The following is a 14,863-nucleotide window of genomic DNA, read 5'->3' on the forward strand; positions in this document are numbered from 1 at the left end:
TGTGCTTTCTAGGTTATGAATGCGATTATAAGGCTATAACTCCCCAGATGCATAGATGTTGAGAAAAATGAGACTGTTTTTATTAGTAATGCTTGTTAGCCTATTCACTATAGGTTGCGGACAAAAAGGCCCTTTATATAAATCTTCTGAAGTGGAAACGAATCAGCAAGAGCGAAAACCGCAAGAGCCTACTACTGAATCAACCCAACAACAGTCTCTCGAGCAAACTCAAGAGCCGACACAAAATAAATAAGATTTACAAGGAAACGCATTTTGGACCATTTTACATATCAACAGGATAGTTTATTTGCTGAAGGTTGTTCTGTTGCTGAACTTGCTAAAATTCACGGCACACCACTATATATCTACTCTAGAGCGACGTTAGAGCGTCATTGGAATGCATTTAACAATGCCGTGGCTAATCATCCCCATCTTATTTGTTATGCGGTAAAAGCCAACTCTAATCTGGCGGTGTTAAATGTACTTGCTAGGCTTGGCAGTGGTTTTGATATTGTCTCTGGTGGTGAATTAGCTCGTGTTATCGCTGCTGGCGGCGACCCGAAAAAAGTTGTTTTCTCGGGGGTGGGTAAAACCATTGCTGAAATGGAACAAGCATTAAACATTGGCATTTATTGTTTCAATGTAGAATCAAGCGCAGAGCTTGAGTTGCTCAATGACGTGGCTGGTAAATTAGGTAAAGTCGCGCCGATATCGTTGCGAGTTAATCCCGATGTCGATGCAGGGACTCATCCATACATTTCGACTGGGCTTAAAGAAAACAAGTTTGGTATTGCAATGGATGAAGCTGAGCAAGTGTTCGCACGTGCACAAGCACTCCCTCATTTAGCGATCAAAGGGGTCGATTGCCATATTGGCTCTCAGCTTACAGAAATGCAGCCATTCTTAGATGCGATGGATAGAATGTTGGCGTTAATTGATCGTCTTGCAGTTAATGGCATCGAAATTAAACATTTTGATGTTGGCGGCGGCTTAGGCGTGCCTTATGATGATGAAACACCGCCACATCCTGACGTATATGCAGCCGCATTACTTGAACGTCTAGGTGATAGACCACTTAAATTAATTTTTGAACCTGGGCGTGCGATTGCGGCTAATGCAGGTATATTTGTCACTGAAGTGCTTTCTTTGAAAGAAAATAGCGATAAGCGCTTTGCCATTGTTGATGGCGCGATGAACGATCTTATTCGCCCATCACTTTATAGCGCTTGGCAAAATATTATTCCTGTTCAGCTCACTTCTGCAGCAAGCTATGAGTATGATGTCGTAGGTCCTGTATGTGAAACAGGTGACTTTTTGGGGAAAAACCGCCAGCTTAATGTTCAGGCTGGAGATTTACTCGCCGTTCGCTCAAGTGGTGCATATGGGTTTGTCATGGCATCAAATTACAATTCTCGCCCTAGAGTTGCTGAAGTCATGGTTGACCAAGACCAGCATCAAGTCATACGCGAGCGTGAAAAATTAGAGCAATTGTGGCAAGGTGAGCACTTACTACCTTAAACTAGTGAAATCAGTTAATTTTTTAGTTCGATAAAGGAAATTCTTTTGATCCAATTCACCAAGATGCATGGGCTGGGTAATGATTTTATGGTGGTTGATGGCGTAACACAGAATGTGTTTTTTTCGCCTGATCAAATTCGCCGTTTAGCCGACCGAAATTTCGGTATTGGCTTTGATCAACTTTTATTAGTTGAGCCTCCGTATGATCCTGATTTAGATTTTCATTATCGAATCTTTAACGCTGATGGCGGTGAAGTGGAACAGTGTGGCAATGGTGCACGCTGTTTTGCCCGCTTTGTACGTAATAAAGGGCTAATTAATAAGTATAAAATTCGTGTCAGTACCAGCTCTGGTAAAATGACACTGCGGCTTGAACGTGATGGAAATGTGACGGTTAATATGGGGGTTCCGGTCACTGAACCGGGGAAAATCCCTTTCAGAGCGAAACGTCCAGAGAAAACCTATTTACTGCAAACCCCTAAGCAAACATTTTTATGTGGCGCAATCTCGATGGGCAATCCTCATTGCGTACTCGAAGTCGATAATGTTGACACCGCCGATGTAGAAGAGATTGGCCAAATGCTGACAAAGCATGAACGTTTCCCGAAAGGCGTGAATGTTGGCTTTATGCAAGTGGTTGATCGTGGCCACATAAAATTAAGAGTGTATGAACGTGGCGCAGCAGAAACATTAGCTTGCGGCACTGGCGCATGCGCTGCTGTAGCTATCGGTATTTTACAGAATAAGTTAGATAGACAGGTCAAAGTTGACCTGCCTGGAGGTCGCCTTACCATTAATTGGGAAGGAGAAGGGAAACCATTGTGGATGACTGGACCTGCTGAACATGTATTTGATGGACAAATTCAGTTATGAACGATGTAACCCGTACTAAAAAACTTCTCGAAGACAATGCTGAATCTGCCGCATTACTTGGCACAGAATTACCATTAGAAGCTATGCCAATTGATGAATTAATGATCCGCGAATACTTGCTTGATAATCCAGAGTTTTTCAATCGTTACCCAGAATTATTACTGGCAATGCGTGTCTCTCACCACGAACGTGGTACGGTTTCTTTAGTCGAGAAACGCCAAGATTTATTGCGTTCTCGAGTCACGCAATTAGAAGAAGAAATTACGTCATTAATGAAAATCGCCACTGAAAACGAAAAGATTTTCAGGTTCAACAGTGCGTTATCGCTGAGTATTTTAAAGTGCGAAGATCTAGGTGAGTTAAGGCAAGTATTGTCTGAGCAGCTAAAAGGGCAGTTTGGATTCACTCATGTTCGTTTAATTACGGTTCACGATATCGACAGTGAATTAGCAAATATTTGGCGTCAACGTATCCAACAAGGTTTTTATTTTGGCCGGCTGACTCAATCTGAATCAAAACGTTTGTTTGGCAGTGAAGTGGGCTCCGTTGCATTAACTAAACTGTCTGATGAAAATGGTCAGGTGATTTTTGGCGTAGCGTCAGCTGATGCTGCTCATTTTCATCCTGAAATGGATCATTTGTTTTTTAAACAAATCAGAGATTTGCTTGATCATATGCTGCCAAAGTTTTAAATCAGTCCCTTATGATTATAGGGGGCACCCCCGTGTTTGTTTGGATAAACGCTATAAAAAGAATGGAGGTAGCATAATGGCACAACAACCGAATTGGTTAGCCAGTTTTGAACGTTACCTTCACTCTGAAAGACAATTGTCTCCTCATACCATTAGAAATTACCGTTACGAACTTGTGCGAGCAGGTGAGATTCTTTTTAAACAGCCTCAAGGGACGTCATTAGAGGCATTTGATGACGGCTGGTTAACTGTCTCAAGAGACGAGCTTCAACGAGTAATATCATCTTTGCATCGCAAAGGATTAAGCCCACGCTCTCTATCATTGTGTTTATCATCGCTTAAACAATTTTTTGAGTTTCTTGTTCGTGAACAAGTGATAAAAACCAATCCAGCTAAAACATTGCATGCTCCTAAACAGGCTAAGCCCTTACCTAAGAACATGGATTTAGACGCCGTCAGCCATTTATTGGATATTGATGCGGATGACCCGTTAAGTAAACGAGATAAAGCCATTATGGAATTGTTTTATTCCAGTGGTTTACGTTTAGCTGAACTTGCAAGTTTAAATGTGGCAGATATCGATTTAAGTCAAAACGAAGTTAAAGTGATGGGTAAAGGCAGTAAGCAGCGCGTGGTGCCGATAGGCAAAATGGCGCTGGCTGCAATCAATGTTTGGTGCGAGTGTCGTCATGATTTGGTCAAAGCTGATACTGGTGATGCTTTGTTTGTTAGTCAGCAAGGCAAGCGATTGTCCCATCGCAGCATCCAACTCAGAATGAAAAAATGGGGCCAAACACAATCTTTATCGGCAAAAGTTCACCCTCATAAATTGCGACATTCCTTTGCAACGCATATGCTTGAATCAAGTGCAGATTTACGAGCCGTGCAAGAACTATTAGGGCACGCTAACTTATCCACTACCCAAATCTATACCAGCCTTGATTTTCAGCATTTAGCAAAGGTCTATGATGGAGCTCACCCTAGGGCCAAAAAAGCTAAGGAGAAATAATGAAACAATATTTGCGACTTAGGCCTTTTAAGGCAATCAGTTTTGACTTAGATGACACCTTGTACCATAACGCGCCCCACATTATTAAAGCAGAATCCGCATTATCATTGTTCATGCAAGAGCACTTTAACGTCCCTGAAGGTTGGGGAATTACTCAGTGGCGAGAACTGAAATCGCAAGTGATAGCTGGCCATGAAGAGCTAGCCCATGATACGACCGCTGCAAGGTATGAAGTGCTACGTCAGGCGCTCATTCAATGGGATTACACTGAGCTAGAAGCCAGCCAAGGTGCGCAACAAGGTTTGGAATGTTTTCGTTTCCATCGTAGTGATTTTAAAGTAGACGATAGTGTTATCACTCTACTGGCAGAGTTAGGGAACCATTATCCGCTGATTGGGATCACCAATGGTAATGTCGATGCTAGTCGTGTTGGGTTAGATGACGTGCTCAAGTTTGTTGTGCATCCCGGACACGGTGTGAAGATGAAACCATACAGTGATTTATTCGATTTGAGTTGCCAACATCTTGAGATACTACATGGGGATTTATTGCATATTGGCGATCATCCAATTAGCGATGTTTTGGGCGCTCGTGCAGCTGGTTGTCAAAGCTTGTGGTTAAATCTGAATCCAAATGAGCAAGGTCAGGCTCGACACATATTACCTCATATTGAAATTGAGCAATTACAAGAAATAAGAAAATTAATTTAATAATTTTAATTAGTTACCTATATTATCGCTTAAGTTAACTAATATGTTTATGGATAAATCATAATCAATATTGTGCGGTCAACGAGGTTTCTGACTCTTTTTATTCCAAATCTGACATTGTGTGGGTAAACCTCATAGTGTTTTATCATTGTTTCGCTTACACTTGCACGTTACAGGTGTTACCAATTCACCTAATTGTTAATAACTTCATACAGGCTATCGTCTAAGCGCTCATGTTAAGTTTTTATCGGAAGCTAAAAACCATCATCACTATGTCTCCAGCTATGCTGGCGCGGGTTTTGTTGATCATGATTTTTGCGATGCAATCCGTGGCAGCGATGTCAGACAACTGTGCGCTAGAGCATCAGGATTGTGGCAATAGTTCAAACGATAACAATAAGGGTCAAGTAACTGAATTAGCAGTTATTAATCATGATGCTCTTGATGTAGATTATCCTCTTGGCTACAGCGATACAGAGTTGTGTGATGATGGCACTGTGGTTATTCATGTTGATGATGATTGTGCTGAGTGTACAGACAATTGCTGCTCTTGTTGCATGACCTTGATGCATCCTACAAACACAATAGCAAATGAACTAGTTCATTCTGATTATGTGGCATTTACGTTTACTTCTACTGCCGCTGAATCCCCATACTTCAGCTTTTTACGACCTCCTCAAGCCTAACCTTTTAATCAAAAATATTATTCTAGTGAGCAAATTTAACCCTTAAATTTGCTCAAGCCTACTGCGTTTTCCTATGACTTAGGAACACTCAGTTAGGGTTATCTTTTGTATTAAATCGAGGCTTATCTTTGATGTTTTATAATACAAGTCGCTTTAAACAGCGTGCTGTGCTGTTTCCTGTTTTATGTTGCAGCTTACTTAGCTTGTCGGTGTTATTACCCGTAACAGTCTATGCTGAACAGAGTGCAGCGCCTGAAAAGTTGACGTTACAAACCGTAATAGAGCGAGTTCAATTACAGCATCCTTCGCTGAAGGTTTTTCAATTTAGACAACAAGCATTAGATGGTGAAGCGCAAACTCAGGCGTTAGCACCAGGGTTCGAGTTAGGTTTCGAACTTGAGAATGTCGCTGGAACAGGCGAATTTCAAGGTGTCGATAGTGCTGAAATGACAGTGTCCTTATCGTCTGTCATCGAGCTAGGCGATAAACTGGATGCGCGTTCAGGCATAGTGACTAAAAAACGTGCCTTACTGGATGCCGAACAGAAAATTGCAGGCTTAGGTATTCTTGCTGAAGCAACGCGTCGTTACATTGATGTGTTAGCTGCGCAATCAAGATTACAACTTGCTGACGATGCACTTGCACTGGCAGAAGAAACATTAACCGTTGTTGAGCTTAGAGCTCAAACAGGTTTGACGCCAGATGCTAAAGTGAAACGAGCGCAAGCCGCTGTGTTTAATAACCAATTAGTTGCCGAAACACAGTTGCATCAACTTGAGTACGCTAAGTTAGCACTCAGTATGATGTGGGGTGAATCTCAGGTGAATTATGCCAGCCTCGAAGGCAGTTTATTTGAGTTTACCGATGACGTGGCATTAACGCCGTTATTTGAAAAAGTGAAATACAGCCCCGCGATTGAGGCGTATTTAACTCAGGCGCAATTGAAGCAAGCTGAGTTGCGTTTTGCTCAGTCGCAATCTAGCACGGATATCAGTTGGTCTGTTGGCGTTAAACAGATGCAACAAACCAATGATACGGCTCTATCAGCAGGGTTTAGTGTGCCTTTATTCAGTGGCGATCGAAATACCGGAGCTGTAATAGCAGCGCAAGCCGCAAAAGATGAGGTATTGATTAATCGAGATATTGCTTTGCGAGAATTGTATGCACAGCTGTATCGCGCTTATGCCAGCCGCAAGCAAGCTATTATGACGGTTAACCGCTTACAAACCCGCATTATCCCTACCTTAACTTTGGCTTTAGAAGATACACAAGTCGCTTACGAGCAGGGGCTCTACAGTTACCTTGATTATTTAACTGCAAGAGAGGAATTATTGTTCTCACGACGAGCAATGATAGACGCTGCGGCATCAGCTTTACGGTTTGGTGTTGATATTGAGCAATTAATTGCCGAACCCTTACCCGCATCTCAGCATTCCTTTTTCCGTGATTTCCAAGGATTTTAACCATGAACCAAAGTATTTCTAATCACTTATTCGCTCGCAGTCTAGCGGTATTGATGGCGTTAGTATTGTCAGTATCAGTCCAGGCGTCTACTGAGCATCAGCATGAAGAACAACATTCAGAATCCAGTCATGGCCATAACGAGTTACATCAAGATGAACATGATCATCAAGAAGGACATAAAGACAGCCATGGCCACAAAGATGAACATGGTCACAAAGATGAACATGGTCACAAAGATGAACATGGTCACGAAGATGAGCATGGTCACAAAGATGAACATGGTCACAAAGATGAACATGGTCACAAAGATGAACATGGTCACGAAGATGAGCATGGCCATGATGAGCATGAAGAAGGGCAAGTGCACATAAGTGCTGAGCAAATGGCTATTTCTGGGATTATGACTGATTCAGCTCAGGCGGGTGAAATCAAAAAAGTACTTACTTTATATGGCCGCACTGTATTACCTGAGCAAAATGTGAGTCATGTTAGTGCACGATTTGCGGGCTTAATCACCAAGTTAACTGTCGAGGTGGGCGATAAAGTACAAGCTGGGCAAAAGATTGCTGAAATTGAGTCTAATGCGAGTTTGAAACGCTATGGGATTACTGCGCCAATTAGTGGTGTCGTAGTAAGTCGTCACGGCAATGTCGGCGAAATGGTAAGTGATAAAGCATTAGTGAGCATTGTCGATAGCAGCCAACTATGGGGAGAGTTCCAAGTCTTTCATAGGCAAAAAAACCGCGTTGCTGTTGGGCAAAAACTCAGCGTGAACTTTGAGCAATTACGGACGACTTCAACGATTCAATACTTGCTAAATCCAATGGGTAATGAGGTGTATTTACGTGCGCGCGTGCCACTCGATAACACTGAAGGGCACTGGACTGTTGGTGCCTTATTATCGGGTGAAGTGACCCTGAGTAAGCACAACGTCGCGTTAGCCATTGATAATCGCGCCATACAAATTATGGAAGGTCAGCAGGTTGTTTTTGTCAGAAATGAAGAAGGCTTTGAAAAACGCATCGTAACATTAGGTAAAAAAGACAGTCAGAAGACAGAGCTGTTATCTGGTTTAGCAGAAGGTGAAGAGTATGCGGTCGAAAAAAGCTTTTTATTAAAAGCCGATCTTGAAAAGTCTAGTGCTGGCCACGTTCACTAAAAGGAGATGCAAATGATTGAATCTGTTTTGCGTCTTGCTATTAGCCGACGCTGGATGATGATGTTTTTAGCGCTGCTGCTAGTTGCTGTGGGGCTTTGGAGTTATCAAAAATTGCCGATTGATGCGGTGCCTGATATTACCAATGTGCAGGTGCAAATCAGTACCCGAGCAGGAGGTTATTCACCGCAAGAAACCGAACAAAGAATCACTTATCCGATTGAAAATGCCTTAATGGGCATACCGAATCTTGCCTATACCCGCTCACTGTCGAGATATGGTTTATCACAAGTGACAGTGGTATTTGATGAGGGCACGGATCTATATTTTGCCCGTAACCTTATTAGTGAACGATTAAATGCAATTAAAGGAAAATTGCCTAGTGATATCGAGCCAGAAATGGGGCCAATCTCTACCGGCCTTGGCGAGATTTTCATGTATACCATTGAAGCCTTACCTGAGGCACAGCAAGCCAATGGCCGTGAATATGATGCGACTGCGTTACGAGAGATCCAAGATTGGATTATCAAACCGCAATTAGCCCAAGTTTCTGGTGTGACAGAAATTAATACCATCGGTGGTTTTGACAAGGAATATCATATTACACCGCATCCAATGAAGATGCTGTCTTATGGCATCGCTTTTGCTGATATTAAATTAGCCATTGAAACCAATAACAGTAACCGTGGTGCAGGTTTTATTGAGCGAGAAGGGCAGCAGCTGACTGTACGTTCAGCGGCGCAACTTGCTTCGATTAATGATATTGAACAAGTTGTTGTTAAGCATATTGATAATGCGCCAGTGTTTATTAGTGATGTTGCCGATGTTGGTATCGGTAAAGCGCTGAGAACGGGCGCTGCAACACGCGATGGTAAAGAAACAGTACTAGGTAGTGCCATGATGCTGGTGGGGGAAAACTCCCGTCAAGTGTCTTTGGCGGTGGCAAGTAAGCTTGAGGATATCAAGGCGTCATTACCTGAAGGGATTAAAGTAGAAGCGGTCTATGACCGCACGACCTTAGTTGATAAAGCAGTCCATACAGTGCAGAAAAACCTCGTTGAAGGCGCATTGCTCGTCATTGTGGTGCTATTCATCCTACTTGGTAACGCCAGGGCTGCATTAATCACTGCTGCAGTTATTCCATTGGCAATGCTGGCAACGATGACAGGCATGGTGCAAGCAGGTGTTTCGGCAAACTTAATGAGTTTAGGGGCGTTAGATTTTGGCCTTATTGTCGATGGTGCAGTGATTATTGTAGAAAATGCCACACGCCGTTTAGGTCAAGCTCAGGCGCAAAATGGCGGGCAGGTTTTAGCACGTAAACAAAGGTTGCAACTGGTATACGAAGCCACTAACGAAGTGATTCGTCCAAGCTTATTTGGTGTATTGATTATCACTGTGGTGTATATCCCGCTATTTAGTTTAACGGGCGTGGAAGGAAAGATGTTCCATCCTATGGCTGCTACGGTTGTTATGGCGTTATTGGCGGCATTGGTTTTATCGTTAACCCTAGTGCCAGCGGCTGTCGCGTTGTTCATGACGGGTAAAATCAACGAAAAAGAAAGCCGAGTAATGGCATTAAGTAAATCGGTTTATAAGCCACTCCTTTTGCTTGCGATGAAATTACGCTGGTTGGTGTTAAGTGCGGCCTTAGCCTTGGTTGCTTTTTCTATCTGGCTGGCGACGACGTTAGGCTCAGAGTTTATTCCACAGCTTAATGAAGAAGATATATTGCTGCAGGCTATTCGTATTCCAGGTACTGGTTTAGAGCAATCTGTAGAGATGCAATTACTATTGGAAGATCGTATTAAGCACTTTCCAGAAGTCTTAAACGTGTTCTCTAAAATAGGAACGCCTGAGGTGGCGAATGATCCTATGCCGCCCAATATTGCCGACACTTTCATCATGCTAAAACCTCGTAATGAATGGCCTGATCCTAAAATGAGCCATGCAATGTTAGCGGCTGATATTGTGGAGTCTGTTTCGGGGCAACCTGGTAATAATTTTGAGCTAACTCAACCCATTGAGATGCGATTTAATGAGCTCATATCAGGCGTGCGTGCCGATTTGGGGATTAAAGTGGTGGGTGATGACTTACAGCAGTTATTAACTTCAGCTAATGACATTCATGAAGTGCTAGAGAAGATTGACGGTGTGACGGATTTACAAGTCGAGCAAGTGACAGGCTTGCCAATGTTGTCGATTCAACCTGACCGAATGGCGCTTGTTCAATACGGTTTATCAGTACAAGCATTGCAAAATTTTGTGGCGACAGCGATTGGCGGAGATGAGATCGGATTGATTTTTGAAGGCGATCGCCGTTTCAAAATAGTGACTCGATTGCCTGAAAATATCCGTAAAGATGTCGAGCACTTACACAATTTACCAATTGTGATGCCTTCTGGTGAGTTTGTTCCTTTATCAGAAGTCGCCAGTTTATCTATTGCGCCATCGCCAAATCAGATCAGTCGCGAAAATGGTAAACGCCGCATTGTGGTTACTGCAAATGTTCGTGGGCGCGATCTGGGATCTTTTGTTGCTGAAGCCAAGCAAGACATTGCTCAGCAAGTGGATATTCCAGCAGGTTATTGGCTTGAATATGGTGGAACATTTGAACAGCTTGAATCAGCCAGTCAACGATTATCAATTGTGGTGCCTTTGACCTTAGCTATTATCTTAGGTTTATTAGTTATGGCGTTTAGCTCTGTCAAAGATGCGTTGATTATTTTTACTGGTATTCCGCTGGCATTAACTGGTGGGGTCATTTCATTGTGGATAAGAGACATGCCATTGTCTGTTTCTGCTGGTGTAGGCTTTATTGCTTTATCGGGTGTGGCTGTACTTAATGGATTGGTATTACTGAGCTTTATCCGCCAACTTTACCAAGAAAAAGGCGAACTATTAAATGCAATTGTCGATGGTGCTTTGATAAGACTAAGGCCTGTGTTAATGACAGCATTGGTTGCCGGACTGGGCTTTGTGCCGATGGCGCTGAATATTGGTACCGGTGCGGAAGTGCAACGTCCGCTTGCGACAGTGGTTATTGGCGGTATTATTTCATCGACTATTCTCACCTTGTTTGTTTTACCTGCTTTGTATCAATGGATACATGGTAGAGCTAAAGCGTGAAGTCATTAAGTGTATTTACACATGACAAAGCCCAGCRATTGCTGGGCTTTACGATAAGTCTTCATATTAACGGTTTAGCTTTTCCCACATTGCCAGCTGCTTTAATTCAATGCATTGACAGTTAATCGGTAGGATGTTGTATCACCATCTTATATTTCTCAATGAGATGTTGCCGTTTACTGGCAAGCATATTGATTTTACTTGCATCGCCACCAGTGGTTGCTAATAGTCGTATATCCATCACTTTAAACCACAACCAAGGAATATAAGCCAGACCATACATACCAAAGTAGCCGCTTGGCAGTGTCGGTAAGTCATCGAAATGTCGTAATGATTGGTAACTGCGTGTTGCATTGGCGTGATGATCAGAATGACGTTGTAAATGAAACAGTGCCCAGTTGGAGAAAATATGATTACTGTTCCAACTATGATGAGGCTGCGGAGGCTCATAACGACCATTGGGTAGCGTACGTCTTAATAGGCCATAATGCTCAATATAATTTGCCGATGTTAACTGCCACATAGACCAAAAAGCGGAAATGAGCAGATAGGGAATGACTGATACACCTAACCAGATCACCAAACCAATAAATAGCGAAAATGTTAATAGCATGGCCTGCCAAAATTCATTGTGTAAACTCAAGGAGGATTTTCCTGCCTTGTTGAGCCGTAACTTTTCGATTTGGTGAGCACGCATGATGGCTCCAGGGAGCTCTCGCAGTGCAAATCGATAGATGCTTTCTCCCATTTGAGCTGAAGCGGGATCTTCTGGTGTGGCCACATGTTTATGATGACCACGATTATGCTCAATAAAAAAATGACCGTAAGCTGCAGGAGCCAACACAATCTTGGCCAACCATTTGTCTATGTTTTTTCGTTTATGTCCGAGTTCATGGCCAATATTTAACCCATGCCCACCAATGCTGCCTGCCAACAAGGCAACGGCTAAGTATCCGGAATAACTAAGGGAATAATTGGCAACAAACCAAGCACAATAGATGAATGTTGCCAGTACGACAAACACATTTAACCGTGTAATTCGAGCGTAAAATGGGTCGGATTCGAGTGCAGGAATAACTGATTCAGGTGGATTGCTGGTGTCTTCTCCCATGACATAATCAATTAAGGGAAACAACATATAGACCACTGCAAAAAACAACCATAGAAAAATTTCTTGCTGATAGGTTTGATATAGCAAAGGCCCAGCGACAGCAATAGTGGGGATCAATAATGACAGCCACCAAAAGTGACGTTTTTTGTCTATGTATGTTGTGCCGTCTGTGGCAATAAATACCCCAGCTTTTTCCATGCTGACTCTCCAGAACCATTATTACAATAAGCATGGCTTATCGCTTAAACAAGCTGTTTTACTGTTAACCATACTGTTTATTAGTTAAGCACACATTGCTTTGAAGATAAACCGTGAGGTTTTCGCTGTGGTGACAGGCATATTTTGCGGTTATAACGCGTTAGTCAAAGCTGTTATAACGCCTTGAGAAATGAAATTACGCTGGAGCTGTTGAATGGCATTAGTATAAAAGCAAAAAAATGGCTCTGCTGGGGGAGCGAGAGCCAAGGACCTGATGAAACTTTTTACTTAACCAATCGGGTTAAGGTTTAGATTGCGAGTGCTTTTGGAAACAGTAATTCATTTTCAGTATGAATATGTACTTGTAAATCAGCATCAAATTCAGCCAAGGTTTTGTAGCATTTTTGCCAAGTGCTACATGCTCCTTCAGGAACTTGGTAGTTATTGGTGAGTTCGCGTAACTGTTGTAAAACACTGCCAGCATGATCATGTTCATGCTCCATGGCATTAATTGGATTACCAATATGCCCAAAGCAACCATTCACTTCTTCGCCAGCAGCGAGCCTTCTCATCGCAGGGAATAAAATCTGTTCTTCTTTCATTAAATGCGGCATCAAATCAGCAATCAGCGCACCAACTAGCATGGCTAATGGTTTAACCTCTGCATAATCTTCACCATGGGCTTGCACCATTTTTTGCGAGTATTCAACTAGCAGCGGCGCTGTTTCACGCACGTATTGGTGATGCGTTGCTTCTAAATGGTCAATTAAAGCAGGAATAGGCAAAGCTTGTAATTGCTCAAAGCGAGTAGAAGGCATGGTTGCTCCAAAAGATGCAATAAGTTAATACCTGTATTTTAAATGCATCTTTTGGTTGGGCAATCATATTGATGAGTAATTGTTAGTTGGATCACATAATTTTAAGGCGAGTATCTCTTACTGAGTACACTTTTGCCCATTTATTAGTGGGCTCACTAACACCTGTTTACTGACTTGTTGCTTCTCAAGCATGCCACCGATGCGAAGCAACTGATCATGGTGACAAATTAAGCCACGATGATCCATGCTGGGTACATTAAGCGTTACAGGCGTTAACCATTGCATAGATTTAAAATCAAATGTGTATTGAACATTATGAGGGGCGCTCGGGTCGCCGTTATAGCCGATGCCGCTGTAATTGTATGGGTTATTACTGCCAGCCATAAAGATTGCTTGCCCTTCAGATGAATCACTGATTCCTGTGGCAGCCATACGGTAATGTGCAGTGGCTGTTGGTGCTTTATTAAGCTTGGCAGCCTGTTCACTGATCGAATAATGCGGCAATAATTGCCAGCTTATTCTTAAATGATTTTCTGGATTCACTTTACCAAACAAGCACACTGGCGATGATTGATAGTTGCGGCGTTTACCGATATTTGCCTGCACTTTTACACCATCACACAATACGATTTTATTGCCACTCATGGCGACAGCTTGACCAAATACGGCAGGAGCAGGGATAGGGCTTGCTTGCTCCCACGTATCTGTTTTAGTGTCGTAAACTTGAACCAAATTAACATTGCCGTCGTTATGCCAGCCACCAAATAAGTAGATATAACGCTGCTGATAAACGCTGGCAGCAGTGTCATCAACAGCTACAGGCATGTCAGCAATTCGCTGGTAGTGATTGGTTAATATATCGAACTGATAATTATCGACAGTGCTGATCTCTTCATGGTTTTTAGCAACTGTGTAGCCACCAAATACATAAGCTTTTTCATCAATACCGACAGCAATTGATGCGAGGCGACCAGCTAACGGCGCTACAAATGGCACAGGTTTTAATGCTTGCCATTGGGAGTCTGAGGTCGAAAGATTAATGCCCCACACTTTATTATGAACCGCTTGGTAGTCTTTCCCTTCTGCTAATCCTGTAAAGCTAATGAGGTAGTCCCCTTTAGTTGTGGAGACTTTAGCAACGGCATTATTAGATACGCCTTCAGATAACTGCGGGTAACTCGCATAGGCTAATGGCGCGGCGCATATAGCTGTGATAGTCGTTATCACAATCGCACCGAGTTGAGTTAATCGAGTCATTATCAATCCTTTTGATTTTTTATAGTGCACATTTAACCATATTTGCTGACTGATAGTTAACTCAACTGTATCGGGTATAGGGCGAATGATATGGTTTTTCTGTTAATGCGGAATAATTTAAATGCTGCGATGGGGGAATTTTTACGGTAAGTTAGTTTTTGCTAATATCAGTGCCAATATAAAATATAGCTAGCGTTTACGACCAATATAAAAATCACAGTAAAATACAGGCAAATTGTTAT

General features: G+C 42.5%; 12 protein-coding genes and 1 pseudogene. 10 read left to right on the forward strand and 3 right to left on the reverse strand.

Translation table 11 applies throughout. The features are described 5' to 3' along the window. Positions 1–55: 55 nt before the first annotated feature. The 10 genes from lptM to A9267_RS11605 all read left to right on the forward strand — a co-directional run bounded on the left by lptM (position 56) and on the right by A9267_RS11605 (position 11,237). Complete coding sequence (lptM, locus tag A9267_RS11560; protein ID WP_055023603.1) at positions 56–253, forward strand: LPS translocon maturation chaperone LptM; 198 nt, start codon at positions 56–58, stop codon at positions 251–253. Positions 254–273: 20 nt separating this feature from the next. After that, a complete protein-coding gene (gene lysA / locus A9267_RS11565; RefSeq protein ID WP_065109275.1) occupies positions 274–1,518 on the forward strand; it encodes a diaminopimelate decarboxylase in 1,245 nt (414 codons plus the stop codon). 45 nt (positions 1,519–1,563) lie between these two features. Further along, positions 1,564–2,391, forward strand: a complete 828-nt coding sequence (gene dapF, locus A9267_RS11570) for a diaminopimelate epimerase (RefSeq protein WP_055023601.1) — start codon at positions 1,564–1,566, stop codon at positions 2,389–2,391. An 83-nt stretch (positions 2,392–2,474) separates the two neighbouring features. Further along, on the forward strand, positions 2,475–3,083 hold the full coding sequence (locus tag A9267_RS11575) for a DUF484 family protein (protein WP_055023624.1): 609 nt from the start codon (positions 2,475–2,477) through the stop codon (positions 3,081–3,083). A 76-nt stretch (positions 3,084–3,159) separates the two neighbouring features. Beyond that, entirely contained in the window at positions 3,160–4,092 is a 933-nt protein-coding gene (gene xerC / locus A9267_RS11580) for a tyrosine recombinase XerC (protein ID WP_065109276.1), read from the forward strand. Then, the gene (locus A9267_RS11585) at positions 4,092–4,802 is read left to right on the forward strand and encodes an HAD-IA family hydrolase (RefSeq protein ID WP_065109277.1); all 711 of its coding nucleotides are present in this window, start codon (positions 4,092–4,094) and stop codon (positions 4,800–4,802) included. Before xerC ends, A9267_RS11585 begins: the two co-directional genes overlap by 1 nt. Positions 4,803–5,110: 308 nt before the next feature. Beyond that, a complete protein-coding gene (locus A9267_RS11590; RefSeq protein ID WP_231919100.1) occupies positions 5,111–5,488 on the forward strand; it encodes a hypothetical protein in 378 nt (125 codons plus the stop codon). A 131-nt stretch (positions 5,489–5,619) separates the two neighbouring features. Next, positions 5,620–6,951: a TolC family protein gene (locus A9267_RS11595; protein ID WP_065109279.1), complete on the forward strand. Its 1,332-nt coding sequence runs from the start codon at positions 5,620–5,622 to the stop codon at positions 6,949–6,951. A 2-nt stretch (positions 6,952–6,953) separates the two neighbouring features. Continuing rightward, a complete protein-coding gene (locus tag A9267_RS11600) occupies positions 6,954–8,111 on the forward strand; it encodes an efflux RND transporter periplasmic adaptor subunit (RefSeq protein ID WP_065109280.1) in 1,158 nt (385 codons plus the stop codon). Between the two features lie 12 nt (positions 8,112–8,123). Further along, positions 8,124–11,237: an efflux RND transporter permease subunit gene (locus A9267_RS11605; protein WP_065109281.1), complete on the forward strand. Its 3,114-nt coding sequence runs from the start codon at positions 8,124–8,126 to the stop codon at positions 11,235–11,237. A gap of 121 nt (positions 11,238–11,358) precedes the next feature. On the opposite strand, the gene A9267_RS11610 is transcribed toward A9267_RS11605, so the two are convergent. The 3 genes and pseudogenes from A9267_RS11610 to A9267_RS11620 form a co-directional block, all read right to left on the reverse strand. After that, on the reverse strand, positions 11,359–12,546 hold the full coding sequence (locus A9267_RS11610) for an alkane 1-monooxygenase (RefSeq protein WP_065109282.1): 1,188 nt from the start codon (positions 12,544–12,546) through the stop codon (positions 11,359–11,361). Positions 12,547–12,854: 308 nt separating this feature from the next. Beyond that, positions 12,855–13,370, reverse strand: a pseudogene (locus A9267_RS11615) (hemerythrin domain-containing protein); the annotation flags it as partial. Between the two features lie 111 nt (positions 13,371–13,481). After that, positions 13,482–14,621 (reverse strand): Kelch repeat-containing protein, encoded by a 1,140-nt coding sequence (locus A9267_RS11620; RefSeq protein WP_082972346.1) that lies wholly within the window; start codon positions 14,619–14,621, stop codon positions 13,482–13,484. Between the last annotated feature and the right edge of the window lie 242 nt (positions 14,622–14,863).

The sequence above is a fragment of the Shewanella sp. UCD-FRSSP16_17 genome (assembly GCF_001675935.1).
GTDB lineage: Bacteria > Pseudomonadota > Gammaproteobacteria > Enterobacterales > Shewanellaceae > Shewanella > Shewanella japonica.

Bases quoted from the DNA above. Each gene is read 5' to 3' on its own strand.
- A9267_RS11585 (WP_065109277.1), top strand. From the start codon at position 4,092: ATGAAACAATATTTGCGACTTAGGCCTTTTAAGGCAATCAGTTTTGAC.
- lptM (WP_055023603.1), top strand. From the start codon at position 56: ATGTTGAGAAAAATGAGACTGTTTTTATTAGTAATGCTTGTTAGCCTA.
- A9267_RS11620 (WP_082972346.1), bottom strand. From the start codon at position 14,621: ATGACTCGATTAACTCAACTCGGTGCGATTGTGATAACGACTATCACA.
- A9267_RS11595 (WP_065109279.1), top strand. From the start codon at position 5,620: ATGTTTTATAATACAAGTCGCTTTAAACAGCGTGCTGTGCTGTTTCCT.
- A9267_RS11575 (WP_055023624.1), top strand. From the start codon at position 2,475: ATGCCAATTGATGAATTAATGATCCGCGAATACTTGCTTGATAATCCA.
- xerC (WP_065109276.1), top strand. From the start codon at position 3,160: ATGGCACAACAACCGAATTGGTTAGCCAGTTTTGAACGTTACCTTCAC.
- A9267_RS11605 (WP_065109281.1), top strand. From the start codon at position 8,124: ATGATTGAATCTGTTTTGCGTCTTGCTATTAGCCGACGCTGGATGATG.
- A9267_RS11590 (WP_231919100.1), top strand. From the start codon at position 5,111: ATGATTTTTGCGATGCAATCCGTGGCAGCGATGTCAGACAACTGTGCG.
- A9267_RS11610 (WP_065109282.1), bottom strand. From the start codon at position 12,546: ATGGAAAAAGCTGGGGTATTTATTGCCACAGACGGCACAACATACATA.
- A9267_RS11600 (WP_065109280.1), top strand. From the start codon at position 6,954: ATGAACCAAAGTATTTCTAATCACTTATTCGCTCGCAGTCTAGCGGTA.